The sequence below is a fragment of the Bradyrhizobium diazoefficiens USDA 110 genome (assembly GCF_000011365.1).
GTDB classification, from domain to species: domain Bacteria; phylum Pseudomonadota; class Alphaproteobacteria; order Rhizobiales; family Xanthobacteraceae; genus Bradyrhizobium; species Bradyrhizobium diazoefficiens.
This window is the reverse complement of record NC_004463.1, coordinates 938169-958096: the sequence shown is the minus strand read 5'-3', so window position 1 is coordinate 958096 and position 19928 is coordinate 938169. Positions and strand designations below refer to the sequence as shown.

The following is a 19928-nucleotide window of genomic DNA, read 5'->3' as shown; positions in this document are numbered from 1 at the left end:
CGCGGAGCGATTCCCGCCCAGCTGCATGCGGCCTGGCCGTGCAACCGCATTAATGCTCAGGTAACCGGCTTTCCTAAGGTTTGGGCCATTTGTGCGGTGTATTCATGTTCCTCCAGGGAGGGGGAATGCGCCAGGTCTTTTCCACGGTGGCAGCCGGAATGTCCTTAGCCGCGAAGAACGGCTGGGCGGCCTTGGCGCGGCGTGGTCCTGTCCTGTGGCTGACCCTGTGCGGCGTGTTGCTGGTCGCGGGGATCTTCGCCGTGACCGCCATGGCCGTCGGCGAATTCCGCGAGCGAACCCTCACCAACCGCGAGCGCGAGCTGGAAAACACAGTGCAGCTGATCGCGCGGCATTTCGATCAGCAATTCGAGGATTCCGACGTCGTCGCCGCCGATCTGATCGGGCAGATGAACCTGCCGGGCATCGCCTCGCCCGGGATGTTCCGCGAGCGCATGTACGGACCTGCCACAAACCAGATGCTGCGCAGCAAGGTCAGCTCGGTCTCCTATCTCGGAGACATCGCGATCTACGATGCCGACGGCGAACTGATCAACTGGTCGCGGGCCCAGCCGTTGCCGAAGATCAACATCTCCTCGCGCGCCTACTTCCAGACCTTCAAATCGGACCCGATGGCCGAACCGGTGCTGCTGGAGTCCGTCCGCAGCTTCATCATCGGCAAATGGACCACGGTCGTCGCACGCCGGCTGAGCCTGCCGGACGGCACCTTCGTCGGTGCGATGGTCCGGCGGATCGATCCGGACAGCTACCAGAACTATTTCGCATCCGTGGCGCTCGCCGAAGGCACGGCGATCTCGCTGTTCGATCGCGAAGGCAAGATGCTGGCGCGATATCCGCATGTCGAGGAGCTGATCGGCAGGAGCTTCAAGACCGCGCCGCTGATGCACAAGGTGCTGACCGAGGGCGGCCATCAAACGCTTCGCGTCAGGAGCCCGGTCGACGGCGAGGAGCGGCTTGGCTCAGCCGCGTCGCTGAACCATTTCCCGCTGGTCATCGTTGCCACCAACACCACGGCGGCGGCGCTTGCCGACTGGCGGCAGCAGACCGGCTTCATGGTCACGACGGCCGCGCTTTCGGCCGTGGTGATCGCGCTGATCCTCTTTCTGATCATCCGCCAGATCAACCGGCAGAACCGCGAAGCCCAGGAGGGAATCGAAGCGGAGCGGCTGCGGCTCGACACGGCCTTGAACAACATGTCGCAAGGGCTGATCCTGTACGACGCCGCCGGATACATCGTCACCTGCAACCGCCGCTACGCCGACATGTTCGGCCTCTCCCACGACGTCATCAAGCCCGGCTGTCACATCCGCGAGGCGATGTACCATCGCAAGGAACGTGACGCGTTCGACGGCGACGTCGAGGAATTTTGCGACGACGTCATGAGGACCGTCGCCGAAGGCACGGTCTCCACGAGAACCCATCAGATCGCCAACGGCCGCGCCTTCCAGGTCATCAACACCCCGCTCGCGCAGGGCGGATGGGTCGCCACGATCGAAGACATCACCGAGCGCCGCAACCTGGAACAGGAGCGCGATCGCAACCACACCTTCCTGCGCGAGATCATCGACCATATTCCCTCGCGCATCACCGTGAAGGACGCCCACACGCGGCGCTACCTCCTGGCCAACGAGGTGGCCGAGGAGCAACTCGTCACCGCCCCCGAGACGATCGTCGGCAAGACCGCGTTCGACCTTTATCCGACGGACGCCGCCGAGATCATCACCCGGGACGACGACAAGCTGCTGCAATCGCCGGACGGACTATTTCTGGATGAGCACATCTGGAGCACCCCGACCATCGGACGGCGCTACATCACCTCGACCCGGATCGGCATTCGCGACAAGTCCGGCGAGCCGCGCTACATCATCAATGTTGTCGAGGACGTCACCGAGCGGCGGCGCGCCCACGAGAAGATCGCGCATATGGCGCACTACGATGCGTTGACCGACCTGCCGAATCGTACGTTGTTCCGCGAGCAGATCGAACGCGAGCTGGCGAAGGTCGCCGACGGCGGGCAGTTCGCGCTGCTCTACATCGACGTCGACGAATTCAAGGGCATCAACGATTCGCTCGGCCATCACGTCGGCGACGAGCTGTTGAAGGCGATCGCCACCCGCCTCCGTGGCTGCCTCAAGAAGAGCGACCTGATCGCGCGGCTCGGCGGCGACGAGTTCGCGGTGATCCAGACCGGAATCCAGTCCCGTGCCGACGTGCTGTCCTTCGTGACGCGGATCTACGAGGCGATCCGGCAGCCCTATCACTGTCTCGGCCACCAGCTCTCCACCGACGCCAGCATCGGCATCGCGCTGGCGCCGCAGGACGGCAACGATCTCGACCAACTCATCAAGAACGCCGACCTCGCGATGTACGGCGCCAAGGCCGAGGGACGCCGCACCCACCGCTTCTTCGAGCCGGAAATGGACGCGTGCGCCAAGGCGCGCCTGACCATGGAGCAGGATCTGCGTCAGGCCCTGGTGAACGGCGGCTTCGAGATCCACTATCAGCCGCTGGTCGATCTGCGCTCGGGCGAGGTCTCCGGCTGCGAGGCGCTGCTGCGCTGGCGCCATCCCGAACGCGGCGGAATCTCGCCGGCGGAGTTCATTCCGATCGCCGAGGATACCGGCCTGATCAACGAGCTCGGCGACTGGGTGCTGCGCATGGCCTGCAACGAAGCCGCGACCTGGCCGGCGCATGTGCGGGTTGCGGTCAACGTCTCGCCGGTGCAGCTCAAATGCGACACGCTGGCGCTCAGGATCGCCGGCGCGCTCGCCGCCTCCGGACTCGATCCGCGCCGGCTCGAGCTCGAAATCACCGAGGCCGTGCTGATCCGCGACGACGAGGCGGCGCTCGCGATCCTGCACCAGCTTCGCGCGATCGGCGTGCGGATCGCGCTCGACGATTTCGGCACGGGCTACTCCTCGTTGAGCTATCTGAAGCGCTTCCCGTTCGACAAGATCAAGATCGACCGCTGCTTCGTCGCCGACATCGCGGAGACGAGCGGCGCGCCCGTGATCGTGCAGGCGGTGGTGAACATCGCCGCCGCGAGCCACATGACCACGGTCGCCGAGGGCGTCGAGACCGAGGCCCAGCGCGAGCTGCTGCGCGCGCTCGGCTGCACCGAGATGCAGGGCTATCTGTTCAGCGCGCCGAAGCCCGCCAGCGAGGTGCGAAAGCTGTTCGGCCCGAGCCACGCCGTTCCGGTGGCGGCGGTGGCCTGAGATGGCGAGATCCGCATCGCCGTCATGGCCTTGCGGATCGCCCATAGCGCCAGGAAGCCGGCGACCACGTCACACTCAGCGTCGGCGTCGCCAGCCACATTCCCGGCGAGGCCGACGGCACCCCCGACCGGCTGCTGGGCCTGGCCGACCAGGCGCTTTATGCGGCAATACGGCTTGGCTGCGACAGCCTGCCGGTTCCTGGCCGCATTGCCCGCAAATCAACGTGGCCGAACACGGCGGAAGCGGTTGCCCACCCCTCGCCAATCGGCTAAATGAGGCCCACTGCACCCGTAGCTCAGCTGGATAGAGCGTTGCCCTCCGAAGCTAGACCGGTGCTTGCCCAATCCCTTTAGATCTAAGCTTTTGTAGCGGCGGGAGCGTCGTTTCCGCGTTAAAGGCACACCCGGGCCACGTTTCGCAGCGCCCGAACCAACCCTCAAGCCGTTAAGAGACCAATCCGAGACCTGGCTCGGCCTAAAGGTAGCACTTCGAATCTTGCGCGAGCTATGGCAGGGTCCAAACCTCAAATTGCCAGCAATCGACCGGATGGACACGTCAAATCTCGACACGCCAATGCGAATGGCCGCCTTCGACCGCGTGCGAGGGTTAAATGAAGTTCACGACCATCTGACCGCCACCGAGTTACAGCCCGGTTTTCTTTTTCGAGGAGAACGCATCCCGTTGGTCAATCCCCAGCGAGGGATTTTTAAACCTCATCAGATGCGGTTCCTATTGTCGATCAAGACAGTATTTCCGAAGCCGGGCGGTAAGGTCTGGTATGATGACCAGAGGGACATCCAACGTCAGATCTTCTATGGTGATGAAGCAATTGACTACGCGTTCATGGGCAAAAATCCGGACGCCGCGGATAATCGCTGGTTGAAGGAGGCATACGAGAACCAGATCCCGGTCGTCTATTTCCTCGGGATAGCACCTGGCCGCTACCAAGCCCTTCTTCCCACCTTCATCTCTGGCTGGGATGGCCAAGCCTTGAAGGCCCGGATTACGTTTGGACCTAATCCAGAGAAGCTGGCTCCCCCCTCGGACAGCGCGGAGCGGCGATATGCGCTTCGCACGGTCAAGCAGCGACTGCATCAAGCTACTTTTAGAGAGGCGGTAATTTCGGCTTACGATGGACGCTGTGCATTTTCTGGCCTACCCGAGCCCCTGCTGCTCGACGCGGCGCACATCATTGCAGATAAGGACGAGCGGCTTGGACATCCCGTGGTCACGAATGGAATTCCCCTTTCGAAAATCCACCACGCGGCTTTCGACGCGCACTTAATTGGAATCGATCCGGACTTCCGTTTGCATGTGTCAGATCGGCTTCTCGGGCAAAATGACGGCCCGATGTTAGAAGCACTGAAACAATTGAACGGCAGGAACATTCGCCTGCCGGGCAGGGCGAAAGACCATCCTGACAGAGATCGATTGGCTATGCGTTTCGAGCGCTACAAGTCTGTTGCGTGACAGCAATGCGCCTCTTGCCAAAACCAGATTAAAGCGTGTTGAGCATCATCGGCCTCAAGCGCCTTGCAAATGCACTCCGTCCTGACAGATTGATCCCGATTCATACGTTCGAAGGCGACAGCTTCTCGAACTTTTTTAGCAACGTTACTTGCCGCAATGACGGTGAATGGTGGGATGTTTAGAATGATCTTCAGGCGCGGAATTCGAAACGAATCATTTCTCAAGGCGCTTGAAGCGCTGGCTCAGCAAGATAGCTGGTGGAGGGATGTCTTAGCCGACAACTCGCTCATCATCGGAATTCGGGATGAATACCTAAACGTCTATTGGCAGGGGCAATCCATCTTCAGAGTCTCTTTCAAGGCCGGAACGGTGACCGCCTCAACGCATCAAAAATATCTCTTGAATCCAGGCATTAAGGGTCAGATTTCGCTCATCGGCGGAAGCTTCGACCTGAGCAAAGCTGCAGAGACGATGCTGACGCGCGACTATGAAGGCGTCACGACGCTTGAAAGACTCAAGAAGGCTGCCGCACTTTACTCGGGACGTGAAAAGGAGGGCGTGCACGAAATTGCGATCTCCAATCCCACAATTGTCGACGTAGAAATTGCGATCAATGCGGCCGCCGTCTCCGACGTTCTCAGGAAACTTCCTCGTATGGATGTTGCAAGCTTTGAAAAAGCGGATACGGGCGTGGATCTGGTATTTTGGGAAGCGAAAACGTTCAGTAACCCTGAGCTGGAAACCGGTGAGGTCGTTAAACAGGTCAAAGAATATCGGGCGGTGATCGCCGCTCATCACGCCGATATCGCCGAAAGCTATTCGTGTGTGGCCAAGAACCTCCTGGATATGGGAAAATGGAGCAATGGCTCCCGGCCCATTGCCCAAACGACTCGCGACGTGGCCGCTGGCGCCAAAATTAACGTTACGGGCACAACTATCGGCCTGCTGGTATATGATTTCACTGCAGATCAGCGCGACCGCGAGGACAAGGATGGCAATACGCTGCGCAAAAAACTCGAGAAGCTATTTGAGCAGAACGAGTTAGGCATCGATCGCTTTAGATTCAAAGGCACGGCGAAGGGCCTAGCTCTCTGATTGACAATCGAGTGAGGAAGCGTAGTCACGAACAGTTGTGGATGATTCCATAACATTCGCGATCGGCGATATTCACGGTTGCTCGGGCAAGCTGCAGTCGCTCCTCACCCAGTGCGACACTGTTCGCTGTGGGAGAAATGCCCGCTTTATCCTCTTGGGCGACTACGTCGACAGAGGATCGGAAAGCCAGGACGTCCTCGACTTGTTAATGCGGCAGGCCGCCAGCTTACCCGTCAGTGCAGCGCCGTTCCAACCTGTCGCTCGGTGAGCGCTTGGTAGACTAATTCCAGGTGCTCTGCTGTCTTCAAAAGATCGTCGTCGTTGGCGAGAATAGATATCATTCTTTTGCGCTGAGGTTGCATCGCGCCAAGGTTAGTGCTGGCCAATTGATGGAGAAGATAAGCAGCATCAGCTAGGTCATCTCGACTATTTTCACTGCAAAGGTTGACGAGGCGATTTCTCAAATCGGTGAGAATTGTAGAAGAATGGCGGCGATCAGGTTTCGCGTTCGTGCTGGAGGTGCGCTCTACTTTGGTATCTCCCGACACAGTGGTCTCCTTTGTCTCCGAGATGGGAAACCCTCCTGGGCCGAGACAGCCAGGAGGACCGGATGAGAGAGCCCGCGCGCTTCGAGCTCTGGTTTTGCCGTATAGTCGGTGAACCTAGGCTTGCCGGTCACGAAATGTTACAGCCGACGATCGCTCATACTCCTACGGGCCTCGCCGCGATGGTGCTCAGGCCCAATGTCCCCGGTCTCGCCATCATGATCTCGTCCGTAGTGACCTTGCCTGCGAACGGGCATGGCTCACTTGACCGGCGCTTTGACCAGCTTCCGGTAGCGATCGTCGGAGAGATAGATTTCAATTTCGATCCGCATTGCTCAGAACACCTCGCCTGCTGCGGACATAGTTGGCGTCAGAAACGCTTGGTCCAGTTATAAGGCCTCTGCGCTCGCAGCTAGCCGTAGAAAGTCCTGAACTTAGGCACTGCATTCTTTCCTTTGACTGTCCCGCCACGCGCCGGTGGCGGCTAGCTATTCGGCGACGACTGGTCGAAGGCTGTCATCGTCGATGACAACGACGCATATGACCGCACCATCGACTTCACTCTACTATCGGCAATCTAAGCAATGAATAGAGCTCCGTAGCCGATGATGTTATCCCGTTTGCGCCCAGTTTCATCGCCTCATCCCTGTTCTCGTGAACACTTCGTGTGCTGCAAAAAATGAAGAACGGAGTATCTGAGTTTCTTTCACGAATTACCCTCAACAATTCCAAGCCAGCCCGCCGATTATACCTGCCTCCCTCTCGGCGACCCATGTCGGAAATCACTACGTCATATCGCTCTTTGTTAAATTTGATCAGTCCATCGGCAGTGCTTTCGGCTATATCAACTTGGACGTTTAGTCGATTTAGCGTGTCCACAAAGTAGCTATTATGCTTTGGTTCATCGTCTACCCACAACACTTTGGATAAGTCGACAGGTTCACGTCGAGCGATCTCAGTCTTCGGTGGCGTTAAGGCCGTGCTTCCTATCGCTTCGATTCTGCTTTCGATTTGCACTATTTTAGACTGCAGATCTTGAATGAGCACACGCTGTTGTTCATTCGCCTCATCCATCGAGAGCTCTTGACCGCCGATCTTTAGCGCAAACTTTCTCGATTTTGCGGACCGCAAAAGCTCCAGAAAAGAGCGTCCAAAAGTCACTAGAATTCCGATTGCGATGAGCGGCCACAAGAGCCCCGCTATCGCGGATATTAGAACCGCAGCCGACTTCATATGTCCTCCCGCCCCGCGCGCAACTCAAGCTAGAGGATCCCAGTGCATCCGTCCACGACCATTCAGTAACGGGGTTCGCTGCAAATTCGCAGAGAACCTGGCATCATTCTCGCGAGCTATCTAACTCTAGGGGGTTCGTCTGACGAGGCCACTTGAGAGCGCCTGCAGCACTACGCAAATATATTCTTACCGTCGCCGCAGGATCTCTAGCAATTCGGCTAGGCGACGTTCGATGTCTCCAATTTTTGCACCAATGAGGAGTTGATCACGATCGGCCATCGAAAGAACTGCCATTAATACCGCGTCGCAATGTTTGATCAGCGTAACCAGATGGTCTCCGCTCGGACCGTAGTGTCCAGCGAACCAATTCTTCACGGTGCGCTCATTGGCTCCTGTCCAAGCCGCGACGATCTTCACATGCGCACTGGTCTTTCCAAGCTCCTCGTTTAGTGCAGATGCAACCTTCGCCGCGAAGAACTTGGAATGAGTTCCACGTTCGACGCCAAGGCCATCATTCTGCTCACCAGGAAACATCTTGCCCTTTTTTGGAAACGACATTCCCTCCCCCTGGTTCTTATGATCGTTGAGCCCGGCGGCCGCTACGTGACGGCACGAAAAGGGAAACGATGGGGCGCCGCTTGATACGTCGACTTTTCAAAGCCGAAGAACGCGATGGCGACATTAAGCGCGCAGCTGCTTATGTCCGCATGTCAACTGACCATCAGAAGTATTCGACCGAGAACCAACTTGAGACGATTGAAAGATATGCCGCAAACCGCGGGTTCCGAATTGTCGAGACCTTTGAAGACTCGGGCCGAAGCGGCCTAAGAGTTGATGGCCGAGAAGGCCTCCAACGCCTTATGCACGAAGTGCAGACTGGCCAAGCAGCCTTTTCAGCTATTCTTGTTTACGATGTCAGCCGATGGGGACGCTTCCAAGACGCAGATGAGGGGGCTTACTACGAATACGTCTGCTCTCGTGCCGGAATACGTGTTCATTATTGCGGCGAACAATTTGACAATGATGGCAGCATTGGATCGGTCCTGCTTAAAAGCGTAAAGCGGGTGATGGCCGGCGAATATAGCCGAGAACTATCCGTGAAAGTCTTCGCCGGCCAATGCAGACTGGTCGAGCTAGGCTTCCGACAGGGAGGACCCGCTGGGTTTGGTCTTAGGCGTCAGCTGATTGACGAAAATCGCGTGCCGAAGGCAATGCTGAGCCGCGGAGATCGGAAAAGCCTTCAGACAGATCGAGTTGTCCTTACCCTCGGGCCAGTAGAGGAAGTGGAGGGGGTTCGTCTCATCTATCAGATGTTTGTTGAACAAGGATTGTCCGAGAACGAGATCGCCACACGGCTTAACTTAGCCGGCACTCTCACAGATCTGGGGCGTCCTTGGACACGAGCTTCGGTCCACCAAATCCTCACCAACGAAAAGTATATCGGTAACAACGTCTTCAACCGCGTCTCGTTCAAGCTCAAACAGAAGCGCGTTGTAAACAGTCCAGATACCTGGGTTAGAGCCGAGGCCGCATTTCCACCTGCGGTCAGCCGCGAACTCTTTGAGAGAGCTCGCGCGATCATCGATACTCGTAGCGCTCACTATTCTGACGAGGAACTACTGGCTCTACTGCAGGAGGTTCTGAAGGACGAAGGCTATCTTTCCGGGCTCATTATCGACGAGCGAGAGGATATGCCTTCGGCGAGCGCCTATCGGCATCGCTTTGGCAGTCTGATCAGGGCATACAGTCTAATCGGATATATTCCGGATCGCGACTATTCGTATATCGAGGTAAACCGCCGGATAAGAGATACTCACCCCGCAATTGTCACCACCATACTTCGCGGCTTCGAGCTAGCTGGCGGTCGTATCGCGGTTGATCAAAATCAGCTTCTAACCATAAACGATCAATTCACGGCAGCCGTCGTGATCGCGCGAGCGTGCATTTCCGGCGGCGGATATCGTTGGCATGTGAGGTTTGACACGAGTCTCGTCCCAGATCTTACGATCGCAGTCCGCTTGTCTACCTCGAACTCAGAGATATTGGACTACTACGTTTTTCCTTGGCTCGACCTTACGGCGTCGAGGCTGAAGCTTGCTCAGGACAACGCGCTTCAATTGGATGCATATCGATTTGACGCGTTAGATTCGCTGTATGCCCTAGCGAGACAGTGCCCCTTTGAGGAGGTCGCATGACTACGCGAAACACAACGGACGGTTCCGGGCTAGAGATCAAAACCATACCGATCAACGAGATTCGTATTCTAAATCCTCGGGCGCGCAATCAACGAAATTTTCAGGATATTGTAGAGAGCATAGCGAAAGTTGGCCTCAAGCGCCCCATCACCGTCAGCCCATGCACCTCGGCCGAGGGACCTTATCGATATGATCTGGTATGCGGGCAAGGCCGAATAGAAGCGTTCCTTCAACTAGGTCAGCAAGAGATTCCGTCTATCATAATTCATGCAGAAGAGAGCGACTGTCTCGTTATGAGCTTAGTCGAAAACTGCGCTCGTCGTCATCACCGCGCAATCGATCTCTTGGACGAGATCAACACCCTACGAGGTCGCGGTTACGATGAAAGAGAAATTGCTCGCAAGATCGGGGTCAGTCCCGATTACGTTCGGATGATCAGCACACTCCTCTCAAAAGGGGAGGAACGCCTCGTCCATGCTGTCGAAACCGGTATTCTGCCTCTCAATATGGCAATTGAGATCGCCCGGTGTGACGACAATGAGGTTCAACGCGCTTTAACACAGGCCTATACGGAAAAGAAGTTGCGCGGCAGCAAGTTGGTTGCGGTCAGGCGCGTCATCGAACAACGCCAAAGGCGCGGCAAACATTTGCACGGTCAGAGTTTTGGGCGGCCGCCTTCCAAGAGGCCCCTCACGAGCGAATCCATGATTAGGGTCTATCGGCAGGAGGCCGATCGCCAGCGCCTATTGATCAAGAAAGCCGAAGTAACTCAGAACCGATTGCTGTTTGTGGTCGAGGCTATCCGAGCCCTCCGCGAAGACACGGACTTCGTCAGATTATTGCAGGCCGAAGACCTCGCGATGATGCCATCAATCTTACAAGAACGACTCACAGCAAGGCCAAACCAATGAATCGATACTTCAATCCGGGTGAGATAGTGCAGGCATTTAGCTCAGATGCCGTCCTTATCGATATCGCCGCTATCCTGCCTGTCCGGGCGATCGGGAAGGCCGTGAAATCAAGCCGCAAATACGAACAAATTGTTTGTTCTATCAGAGAGATCGGCATGGTTGAACCGCCGGTTGTTTGCCGAGACAAACAGGCGACCGATAGGTTTCTTTTGCTCGACGGACATCTTCGGATTGAAGCACTGAAGGACCTTGGCGAAACGCAAGTGGAATGCCTGTTGTCTAACGACGACGAGGCCTTCACCTACAACAAGCGGATAAGCCGGCTGTCAGCTATTCAGGAACAGCGAATGATAGCGAAAGCGATCGAACGCCATGTCCCAAAAGAGAAGATTGCCAGAGCGCTCAGCATCAACGTGCGTAGCCTGGTCCGCAAGGCAACGCTTGTTGAAGGCATCTGCGAAGAGGCCGTGGCACTTCTCAAGGATAAGATGTGCCCGATGGCAGTCTTCGACGTATTGCGGAAGATGATTCCGATACGGCAAATTGAGATGGCAGAGCTTCTGATCAACGCAAATAACTATTCGGTGGGATACGCCTCGGCAATACTTGCCGGCACACCTCAAGCGCAGCTCGTCAACTCGACTACGCCGAAACGGATAAAGGGCATGACTGCAGAAGCTCTTTCGCGGATGGAAGGTGAGCTCTCGAGGCTCCAGCAGGCGATAACATCTATCCAGGACACCTACGGCCAAGACCACCTGCACCTTACGGTGCTTAGAGGTTACTTGGCCAAACTCGTCGACAACACAAAGGTTGCTAAATATCTAGAGAGGCGCCACCCCGAATTCTTCAGCGAATTCAGGAATATCGTTGAGACGACGGCATGACTGCGAGACATGCTGAAGTCTCCTTTTGCGTGTGAGGGGACCCGGACCCAGTAAGCGCGGGGACCACGGGAGAAGCCGCACTTGGAGGCGGAGCAATCGTGGCGATGGGGATAGCGGCGAACCCGCGCGGAGCCCATCAGGCCGGCGAGCTTTCGCTGGCTATAGCAACTAGTTCGGAGTGCCGGCCGCTCGGACGGCCGGCACTCCGGCTTGAGCAGGTCAGATGGACCGTGGCTCTGGCAGGGCAACGCCCTCTGACCGAACTTCTCAATGATTATCAAGACTTTCCTAGATTGGTAGTCCTGTTGACATCGGCTCTGGCACGTCCACGGCACGATTGAGGTTGCCAGTTTGAATTGGCGCTTGATTTGACAAACGATCATACAGGCAAAGACTTCTAGCCGCCTGAGCACGTCGCTGCTTCCAGGCTCACTCAAGCCACAAGTGGACGTTTTGCCTCACACGGCACGTAGCTTTGCTGTTCGTCCGTCATCTGTCACCTACTCTGATACTCTCTCGTGGGCTTGCTTTACGAGGTGAAGTGCGGATCCTAGATGTTCAGATCTAGATACTCTGAAGAGCACGCCGCCAACTTCAGTTGCGCGGATGATAAAAGCTCGCTCCGTTGGAGCTAAAAGAGCCCAACTCACTTTCCTGAAATGTCGCGGACCAGATTAGCGATCGCGTCTTTCCATTCGGCTGGAAACTGAAGGAGTGTTGGCAATCTGATCGAGCGGTCGTCTGAACCACGAACATCGATTGTTCCATTTTCGTATCGCTTCACAGAGCCATGTATCAGACTCGCCACCTTCTCCAAGTATCGCTCGGCAGCTTCTTGATTACCGGCAATTCTAGCGTCGGTTACGGTCTTCAGGAGCCAAATGCTACCAGTTGGTTCGATCGTGCCTGCAGAGAGAGTTGAGCCATCTTGGCTCTGCCATCTCAGAAAGAGCGATTTGCCGAATTCGGGCTCGATGCCAAATGGTTTCAGTGAGAGCACAAAGCCCTTGAGCTTGTCGGCTTGGCCGGGCAATCGCTGGTCCAACTGAGCATAAAATTCCGACTCTGAAGCGGTCGCCGTTTTGAGCATACTCGTTGACGACGAAGCCGGTTGAGGAGCGATGAATCGCCCTCTCTCGCCTTCCAAGGTCACAATTCCTCGTTCAACCAATACTGTTCTCAATGGGATTCTGGGGACAATCAAATATCCGCCGCCGACGCCCTCCCAAATCGAGAGGTCTAGCAACGCCAGACTGGCATGCACCCCGGCATGAAGTTGAAGATAGGAAGCTAGCGCCTCAACACCTTCATGAATTCCGTCGCTGATAATAAGAAGCATAATGCGACCAAATCGCAATCGCCGTTCGATCGCATCGCAAAACTGTTCCTCTTGGAGGTCTGTCTGCTCTCTGACCAGGTTCCAAAGAGAGAAAGCTTGATCTTTACGAGCGTTTCGCGCGGCGTTTTGCAGATCTTCGAAGTGCCATCCGGTCACAGCGCGAGCATAATCAAGTGCCTGCGCCACAACTTCTCGTCGCGACTGAGGGTTACGAATAAGCTTGCACTCTCCGAGGATTAGCCCGCCCTCGGGCGTGATCCATACGTTGTCTACAGAGCCGGCTGAAGTATTAAGCTCTGTGCAGACTGAGACCAACGGTCGATAGGCCGGCTCGATTTCCGCCATGGGAATTACGTCAGGGTGATCATAAACTAGGGTCTGGAGAAACTCCTCGCGATGATCTCCCTCGTGCCCTCGTTGTCCAAGCCTGAGATTTGTAAGAGGAATCGCTGGTCGACCATCCTGATAAAAGATTGGGTTGCCGTGTCGAGATGTCATTCCAAGAGGCTCCTAGCCTTAAAACAAACGAAGAAGTTAATTCCGCCTGCCTAAGGCGCCCACCTGCCGGTTAAGTTCCGCAACCGAGGAGCTAATCTGCTGCACTAGCCGCTCCCGGGCAAAGCGATCATACCATCCAGTTTCCCGGCCTATCAGCTTTGCAATCTGCTGCAGTCGGCCAATGCATTTCTGCAGCTCGGCTCTAGTTCCTCGAACGCCTGCGAGCGAGCTGACCGCGGCTCCAAGAGGATCCTCCAAAGGGTCAAACTTTAGGTTCTCGCCGCCGAGAATCCGGACGATAGCTGCGAAGAGGTCGTCTCGTCGGTGATTTCCGGTGAAGAACTGAAACAAAACAAATGCAGAGTTACGGGCGTATTCCTCGACCTTATTGAGCCGGTTCGACCCGCCCTCGAATGCCTTCTCGTAGCACACGAGATGTAAATTCAGAGCGGCTTCCAAATCCTGGGCACCACGGGAGGGATCAAAATGTATGTTTTCTCTGCCACGATTAAACAACAGAGTGGCTTTCCTGCTTAAAAAGACGAACTTCGTATCCTCATCGTATGTCTTGCCCGAGGAGACGAAGTCGGCAATCTTCAACGATTGCTCCAATCCGTGACCAGAATCGCGCTCTGCGAAATACCACGAAGTAATTTGGTCGATATCGGGCTCGAACTTCATCGCGAAGGCTCGTCCAAAATAGACACGCGCGTCATCGAGTTTAGGCGGCACCTGACTTGCGCATACAAACCCTTGAAGCGAGTTGAACCTTGGATCTTCTGTAACGGAGGGTGCAAGCGTCTTATCCACTGTCAAGGCGAGCGCTTGCCTTAGCGCGTCCTTGTCATTGAACCGACGACCTTTCGAGATCAACGTTTCCGCTCTGTGTCGGAGACGGGATAGGACCGGATTGTCGGGGAAGAAACTTCGACGATATTTCGCCACTCTCTCTTTCAGAGCGGGATATTGGTCCAGCTTTTTAGACTGCTCAAATACGAACGCTCGTGTCAAAGAGCCAAGCTGATATGTCGCCTCTTCGCCAACCTCAGCCACCTGCAAAAACATCTCACGAACAGCAGCCAGTGCATCGCGCACTCGTCCAGTTTCATAACGAGTTAGAGCGACTATGTCTGCGAAACCGACAGGGTCGCTGTGTAGTGCGAGAACCGCCAAAACATACCGCCCATGATTGTCGGCAGGTAGAGAATTCCACTCTCGTTGAAACACGTAACCCCGAACATCTTCACCCGCCCCCTCTTCGAAGAGTTCGACGGCCCGCTTGTAGCTTCCTGCTGTTCGGGCGAGCGCGACGATGCTTTCGATCACAAGGGGTCGTCGCTCAGAGATTGCGGACAGTTTGCTTTGAACGAAACCTGCGTCCGGCACTGGGACGCGAAACTGCGCCGCGCAGACTTTTACAAACTCCTCATAGTCGCCGGCTTCAAGCCCCGGAACTTCTATCGCGTTAGCGAGTGAGTGAGTCGGAGCATTCCGTAGCGTATAGAGAATCCTGGACTTGCGTTTCGATCTCCATAGCACTCCGTAAAGATAGTCGAATCCCGCCTCGACCCCTTCGGTGGTGAGGGTGTCGACATCGTCAATGACCAGAAAGTTGGATGTCAGATCAAAGAACTGACGAATTTCTTCTCTCAACTGTGCGAGCGTTAGCTCACTTAGAGATTCTGAGGTCCAACTACCCAAGGCAAGGATTGCCTCGTATAGTTCTCGCTCGTTCGAAAAATCGAGACCAACGAACTTCTCGGCAGTCTGCGACATCACATTGAGCATCTGCTGCTTTGCGGAAACGAATATGACGTTGTCGAGAGTTTCACCTCCATTTATTCGAAACTGAGGGCCCGCGAGACGTAGAGTTCGAGCAACCTCATACGCGATTGTTGTTTTTCCCGAGCCACCTTTGCCGTAAAGAAAATTCCTTGGCTCGTCAGACAGTTTCAACCAGCGGAACACGTCGTCCACCGTTTGAATACGCCCCACAAATTTTCTGATTGTTGACGGACTTGGGGGCAGTCCACCCCCCAGCATCCCATCGTCGTCCTGATTACCGGTCCCCCGCCGATCGATCCGGCAATAGAGACTGGCGATGTGGCGTGGCTCTGCTGCGACTACTTCGTGACCTTGGCGCACCCATATCACGCCGGCTTTGTAGTCGCCGACGGTTTTCAAAAACCGCAAAGGCATTGCAGAGGCATCGTGAGGTGAGACAAGTAATACGTCCACCGCCTCGGCCGTGCCGGTCTCATAGCGGCGAAGTTTGAGGCTTGGCTTTTCTGATAGGAGCTGGTTTAGCGCTTGCTGAAGGCGGTCCATATTGGGAGCGACTTTGTTGTGGCCGGCCGTTCGCTCCGTGTCGTGAACACCGAATACGATTATTCCGCCATCCGAATTGGCGAATGCACATACCAGTCGAGCGATTCCGCAAAAGAAGTCGTCCGAATATGAAAACGGCCACTCCCTCTTGAAATCCCAAACCGGCCCCTCTTGCGAGATGAATTTTTCCGAATCTTCCAATAAATAGCTGAGAAAGGGCAACCTCTCGCTCGGGAGCTCGCCACGACGGATTACATCATAGATCTGATCGACCATTCTGTTATCTCAGCTACCTAGTTTTGCTAACCGAATGATTCGCGAGCAATAAAGGGAACTGTAACCCCTGCTTGAATCGTCAGGACAGTTCAACCCCCTCTTTTGACTAACCAGCGCAAAATTCCTACGGCCGTTGATCCTTCTTAAATCCGAGAGAGCGTTGCCTCACCACGGCAACGTGGCTCCGTCGCGACCGCAACAGACGCCGTCCGGTCCCCATTGATCCCTAAGGCTTTTCCGCAACCTGGCTCAGACAGTAGCTTGGAATAGGCACAGAAGCGGCACACCCCACATTTCCCGCACCGCGCCGGGATAATCCTTGGCACCGAGTCGCCGGCGTCCTTGTATCGAGAAAACAAGGTGATCCGAGCAAGCGACTGTGGCGACTATTCGAAAACTCAGAGGGCGTTGGCAGGCGCAGGTGCGTCGGCGAGGGGTCCCTCCACGGGCCAAGTCGTTCGACACTAAGACCGCGGCGGAACGTTGGGCGCGTGACCTAGAGGCGGAAGCTGACCGGTCTGGCTGGGTGGCTGATACACGCGCTGCCGAGAAGACGACGCTGGGGGAGCTTCTTTCGCGCTACGCCAACGAGGTGACGCCTGCCAAGCGTGGGGCCGTCTCCGAGAAGGCTCGGATCAACTCGATTGTGCGCTGCCCCATATCGCACCGCACGCTCGCCAAGCTGACGAGTTCGGACGTCGCAGGCTATCGAGACGAACGGCTCAAAACGGTGGCGCCTGCGACCGTCGTCCGAGAGCTTAATACCATTTCGCACGCGATTGAGGTTGCGACCCGCGAGTGGGGTCTCTGGGTCCCCCGCAACCCGGTCAAGCTGGTCCGACGTCCACCAGTCCCGCGTGGTCGGACCCGCAGGCTCAAGGAAGGCGAAGAGCAACGTCTGCTCGACGCCTGCGACCGCGGCCGAACTCCGCTGCTTAAGCCGCTGATCATCCTCGCCATAGAGACGGGAATGCGGCGAGGCGAACTATTGGACCTCAGGTGGGAGCACATCGACCTCAAGCGAGGCGTCGCCCATTTGCCGTTGACCAAAAATGGCGACAGCCGCGACGTTCCCTTGTCATGCCGCGCCGTTCAGACTCTGCAGGAGCTGCGAAGCGCCGGCGTAAGACACGATCGAGTGTTCTCCATGACCGGGAATTCGGTGCGTTTGGCGTTCGAGCATCTTCGAGTCCGCGCGGGGATGTCAGATTTGCACTTCCACGATCTGCGCCACGAGGCAATTTCCCGGCTCTTCGAGAAAGGTCTCAACATCGCCGAAGTCAGCGCGATCTCGGGACATCGAGAGCTCAAGATGCTGCAACGCTATACGCACCTGCGCGCGGTCGATCTGGTCGCTCGCCTTGGATAGCGATCCATCCACTCATTCCACCCGAGCAAACAGGAAAAGAGAGAATGCTCAGAACTACACTTGCACTCGTCGTCATAGCCACCATTCCGGGCCGCACTAGCTACGCCCAACAACGCCCGCTGACGGATGCTGAGAAGAAGATCATCACGAGCACGTATGGGAGCCGGTTAAAGGATCCACTATCCGCTCAATATCGATGGCCCAATCTGATCAAGGCTCAAGCTGACGCCCCTGACTACTGCTTCCAAGTCAACGCCAAGAACTCTTACGGTGGCTATGTAGGTTTTCAGACTGTCTTGGGGTCAGTAACGCAGCGGAACGGCACTGTCGTGGGCTATCGCTACAAAATGGGTGCCGAAAGCAGCTCGATGATGAATGATACAGCAAGCGAATTTTGCGCGATCGGCGGCTACAGATTTCAATAGCCTGCTTTTGCGGTTGTTGCTCTAGGGCTTTGCGACAAGCGAAGTCCTAGAACTTTTTTCTGAAGTCCAATCCATTGCGCATTGGCGCCACCGGACATTTATCCCTTATCCTTGGCCATTGCCCCTCCCCGCTGCCCTGTTGAACGGCTGCACTTCGTGTGGCGGGAGTTTGGCGTCTAGGCAGCGAAGAAGCCCAAGCGGGGCATTTTCGAGCCGCTCGGGCGAAAAACCTCGTGCAACAAGATTTGCTGTCCGACCACCTGCTCGCTATCTCGCAAGGATTTCGATTAGAAGCCCACTGGCGCGTTGAGGTTGCCGACCGCTGTCGGATAGCGGCCGAGCCCAAATAACGAATCCTGCGTCACGCCTATTGATTCCGCCGGGGGTTTGGTCCGGCCGGGGGGCGTAAAGGTGAGGGTCCCGTCTGTTCGGACCTGGGAGAGCCGCCGAACCAGCGCGGGCCGGAGGCGGTCTTTACTTCGCGACTAAGGCTGCGCCGCCGGAGACGGCGATGGCCGGGACCGGAAGCATTCCTTCATAACCGGACGCCCTCTCCTATCAGGAGATAGCTTCAGGAGTGGGGCGCCGGAGGCGTCCCACGCTCCTCTCCTTCTTACAACTCTTATAGACACTACTAATTATATATAGAGAGGAGCGTGACATAAGACCGTTCCGGGACTTAGTTGGAATAAGGTCTAAAATCAATGCCTTACAAAAATCAATCAAGTGCAGTCTGGTGCAAAACCTGCACCAGAATGATCGGGTCGCACCAGACTGCACCGAACAGGGCTGCGGTCTGCATCAGACTGATTTGAAGGTTGCAGCAAACTGATTCAGGGCTTTGCACCAGACTGAATTGGCGTCCAGATGCCGGCCGCAACGAGCTGATCCACCAGCTTCTTCCGATTCTCCGCTGGCTTCTTGTCCATGGGGAGGCTGGTCTTAGCAGTGTAAAGTTTGCCAACTTTGGCAACGGACAAATCTCTATTGGTCCAAAGGAGGATCGCGAACTTGACGAGTTCCTTTTGCTTGTCCTCACGCATCAGCTTCTCAAGTCGGCGGTCGTTCGGACGCCGATTAGCTACTGCCTTCTGAAGATTCAGCAACATGGCCTTCGATATCGACAAGGGTGGCGTAGCCGAAGGCTCAGGGGCTACCGGCGCTTTTGAAACTGGTGCAGTTGCACGCGCCTTCTCTTTGGCACGCTCCGCTCGCTTGCGCTCGCGGGCCTCTCTCCGCTCACGCTCGATCGGCAGTTCGCATCCCTCCGCCCGCAACATCGCCAGTTGCTGTTCGCCAGCCGGCTTACAGGGAGGGGCGAAAGGGCAGGTTGAGCATTCGGTCGAGCCCTCGCGGCGCAGCAGAGACATGCCGTAGCAACCAGGCGCGAGAGAAATGTCCAGCGTTTTGGATTGATTGTCCCGGTCAAACGCTTCAATGAGCTCAAGGTTCGCCTGATCGAGCTGTTGAGCAGGTGTCGGTTCCGAGACGCAACCATCAAGTCCAGCTACAGGCGCATCGATTTTGGCTTGCGTCGTCGTCTCGGAGAGAGAGAACTCGGTAGGACCGAGATCGTCGTCAGTCTTTTTGACGACCGGCGCCTGATTGGACGCGCAACTGAGCGCGGATCTGCTATAATCCATCATATCGATACTTTCTGTCCGACAACGGCAAAGGTCGAGTTCTGCGAAGCCACGCGCTGCCCGGCGCGTGGTTTCTCTTTTTCACAGGTCTATAGCGCCGCTGAAGCGGACTGCGCTGTGTTTCTCAGCGGATCCGTCTAAAGTTCAGTTCTGCCCATTTTGCGAATGGCGCCGACAGTTCCCCGTTCGCGTATGGTCCGCATCACCCATGCCTGCACCGTCACGGCGCTGGATGAGCCGATGGTGGTGTCGTCAACGAGGGGCACCTGCCGTCAGCACACTTCCAAACGCATAATTGGACGAGAAACAGACAGAATGACGAGCGGGCTCTGTAGTTGGAAACAGAAATTCTGTGCAATTCGCACAGAAAACAGCGCTCCAAACTCTGTGGATCGACAGAAAATCACCGCTACGAAGCTATCTCATAGAAACGTAACTTGTGAATTTCCGCTGAAACTCGCGAACCGAGCACAAATCA

At 56.2% G+C, this 19928-nt stretch carries 15 protein-coding genes; 9 read left to right on the top strand and 6 right to left on the bottom strand.

Going from position 1 to position 19928, the window contains the following annotated elements; translation table 11 throughout:
• Positions 1–125 precede the first annotated feature (125 nt).
• From BJA_RS04475 to BJA_RS43950, 4 genes are all read left to right on the top strand, one after another.
• Positions 126–3236, top strand: a complete 3111-nt coding sequence (locus BJA_RS04475) for a bifunctional diguanylate cyclase/phosphodiesterase (RefSeq protein WP_038965178.1) — start codon at positions 126–128, stop codon at positions 3234–3236.
• 579 nt (positions 3237–3815) lie between these two features.
• A complete protein-coding gene (locus BJA_RS04465; protein WP_244423862.1) occupies positions 3816–4706 on the top strand; it encodes an HNH endonuclease in 891 nt (296 codons plus the stop codon).
• Between the two features lie 183 nt (positions 4707–4889).
• Positions 4890–5801, top strand: a complete 912-nt coding sequence (locus BJA_RS04460; protein ID WP_162494047.1) for a hypothetical protein — start codon at positions 4890–4892, stop codon at positions 5799–5801.
• A gap of 37 nt (positions 5802–5838) precedes the next feature.
• Positions 5839–6069 carry a metallophosphoesterase gene (locus tag BJA_RS43950; protein ID WP_011083701.1) on the top strand — a complete coding sequence of 77 codons (231 nt, stop codon included), beginning with the start codon at positions 5839–5841 and terminating at the stop codon, positions 6067–6069.
• On the opposite strand, the gene BJA_RS04450 is transcribed toward BJA_RS43950, so the two are convergent.
• From BJA_RS04450 to BJA_RS04440, 3 genes are all read right to left on the bottom strand, one after another.
• Complete coding sequence (locus BJA_RS04450; protein WP_133414999.1) at positions 6035–6349, bottom strand: hypothetical protein; 315 nt, start codon at positions 6347–6349, stop codon at positions 6035–6037. The two genes, BJA_RS43950 and BJA_RS04450, sit on opposite strands and share 35 nt — an antisense overlap.
• Before the next feature lie 555 nt (positions 6350–6904).
• Entirely contained in the window at positions 6905–7579 is a 675-nt protein-coding gene (locus tag BJA_RS04445) for a response regulator (RefSeq protein ID WP_011083699.1), read from the bottom strand.
• Between the two features lie 186 nt (positions 7580–7765).
• Positions 7766–8137 (bottom strand): hypothetical protein, encoded by a 372-nt coding sequence (locus BJA_RS04440; protein ID WP_011083698.1) that lies wholly within the window; start codon positions 8135–8137, stop codon positions 7766–7768.
• Between the two features lie 68 nt (positions 8138–8205).
• On the opposite strand from BJA_RS04440, the gene BJA_RS04435 reads away from it, so the two are divergent.
• The 3 genes from BJA_RS04435 to BJA_RS04425 are packed head-to-tail and all read left to right on the top strand — an operon-like array spanning position 8206 to position 11572.
• Entirely contained in the window at positions 8206–9774 is a 1569-nt protein-coding gene (locus tag BJA_RS04435; RefSeq protein WP_011083697.1) for a recombinase family protein, read from the top strand.
• Entirely contained in the window at positions 9771–10685 is a 915-nt protein-coding gene (locus BJA_RS04430; RefSeq protein ID WP_011083696.1) for a plasmid partitioning protein RepB C-terminal domain-containing protein, read from the top strand. Before BJA_RS04435 ends, BJA_RS04430 begins: the two co-directional genes overlap by 4 nt.
• Complete coding sequence (locus BJA_RS04425) at positions 10682–11572, top strand: plasmid partitioning protein RepB C-terminal domain-containing protein (RefSeq protein ID WP_011083695.1); 891 nt, start codon at positions 10682–10684, stop codon at positions 11570–11572. The genes BJA_RS04430 and BJA_RS04425 overlap by 4 nt, the downstream gene beginning before the upstream one ends.
• A 646-nt stretch (positions 11573–12218) precedes the next feature.
• Here BJA_RS04425 and BJA_RS04420 read toward each other — a convergent pair.
• Positions 12219–13409 (bottom strand): hypothetical protein, encoded by a 1191-nt coding sequence (locus BJA_RS04420; RefSeq protein ID WP_162494046.1) that lies wholly within the window; start codon positions 13407–13409, stop codon positions 12219–12221.
• Between the two features lie 36 nt (positions 13410–13445).
• A complete protein-coding gene (locus tag BJA_RS04415; RefSeq protein ID WP_011083693.1) occupies positions 13446–16013 on the bottom strand; it encodes an RNA-binding domain-containing protein in 2568 nt (855 codons plus the stop codon).
• 379 nt (positions 16014–16392) lie between these two features.
• Here BJA_RS04415 and BJA_RS04410 point away from each other — a divergent pair, with 379 nt between their 5' ends.
• Positions 16393–17382: a site-specific integrase gene (locus BJA_RS04410; RefSeq protein WP_011083692.1), complete on the top strand. Its 990-nt coding sequence runs from the start codon at positions 16393–16395 to the stop codon at positions 17380–17382.
• Between the two features lie 44 nt (positions 17383–17426).
• Positions 17427–17807 carry a hypothetical protein gene (locus BJA_RS04405; protein WP_011083691.1) on the top strand — a complete coding sequence of 127 codons (381 nt, stop codon included), beginning with the start codon at positions 17427–17429 and terminating at the stop codon, positions 17805–17807.
• An 833-nt stretch (positions 17808–18640) separates the two neighbouring features.
• On the opposite strand, the gene BJA_RS04400 is transcribed toward BJA_RS04405, so the two are convergent.
• A complete protein-coding gene (locus BJA_RS04400; protein ID WP_011083690.1) occupies positions 18641–19453 on the bottom strand; it encodes a hypothetical protein in 813 nt (270 codons plus the stop codon).
• Positions 19454–19928: the final 475 nt, after the last annotated feature.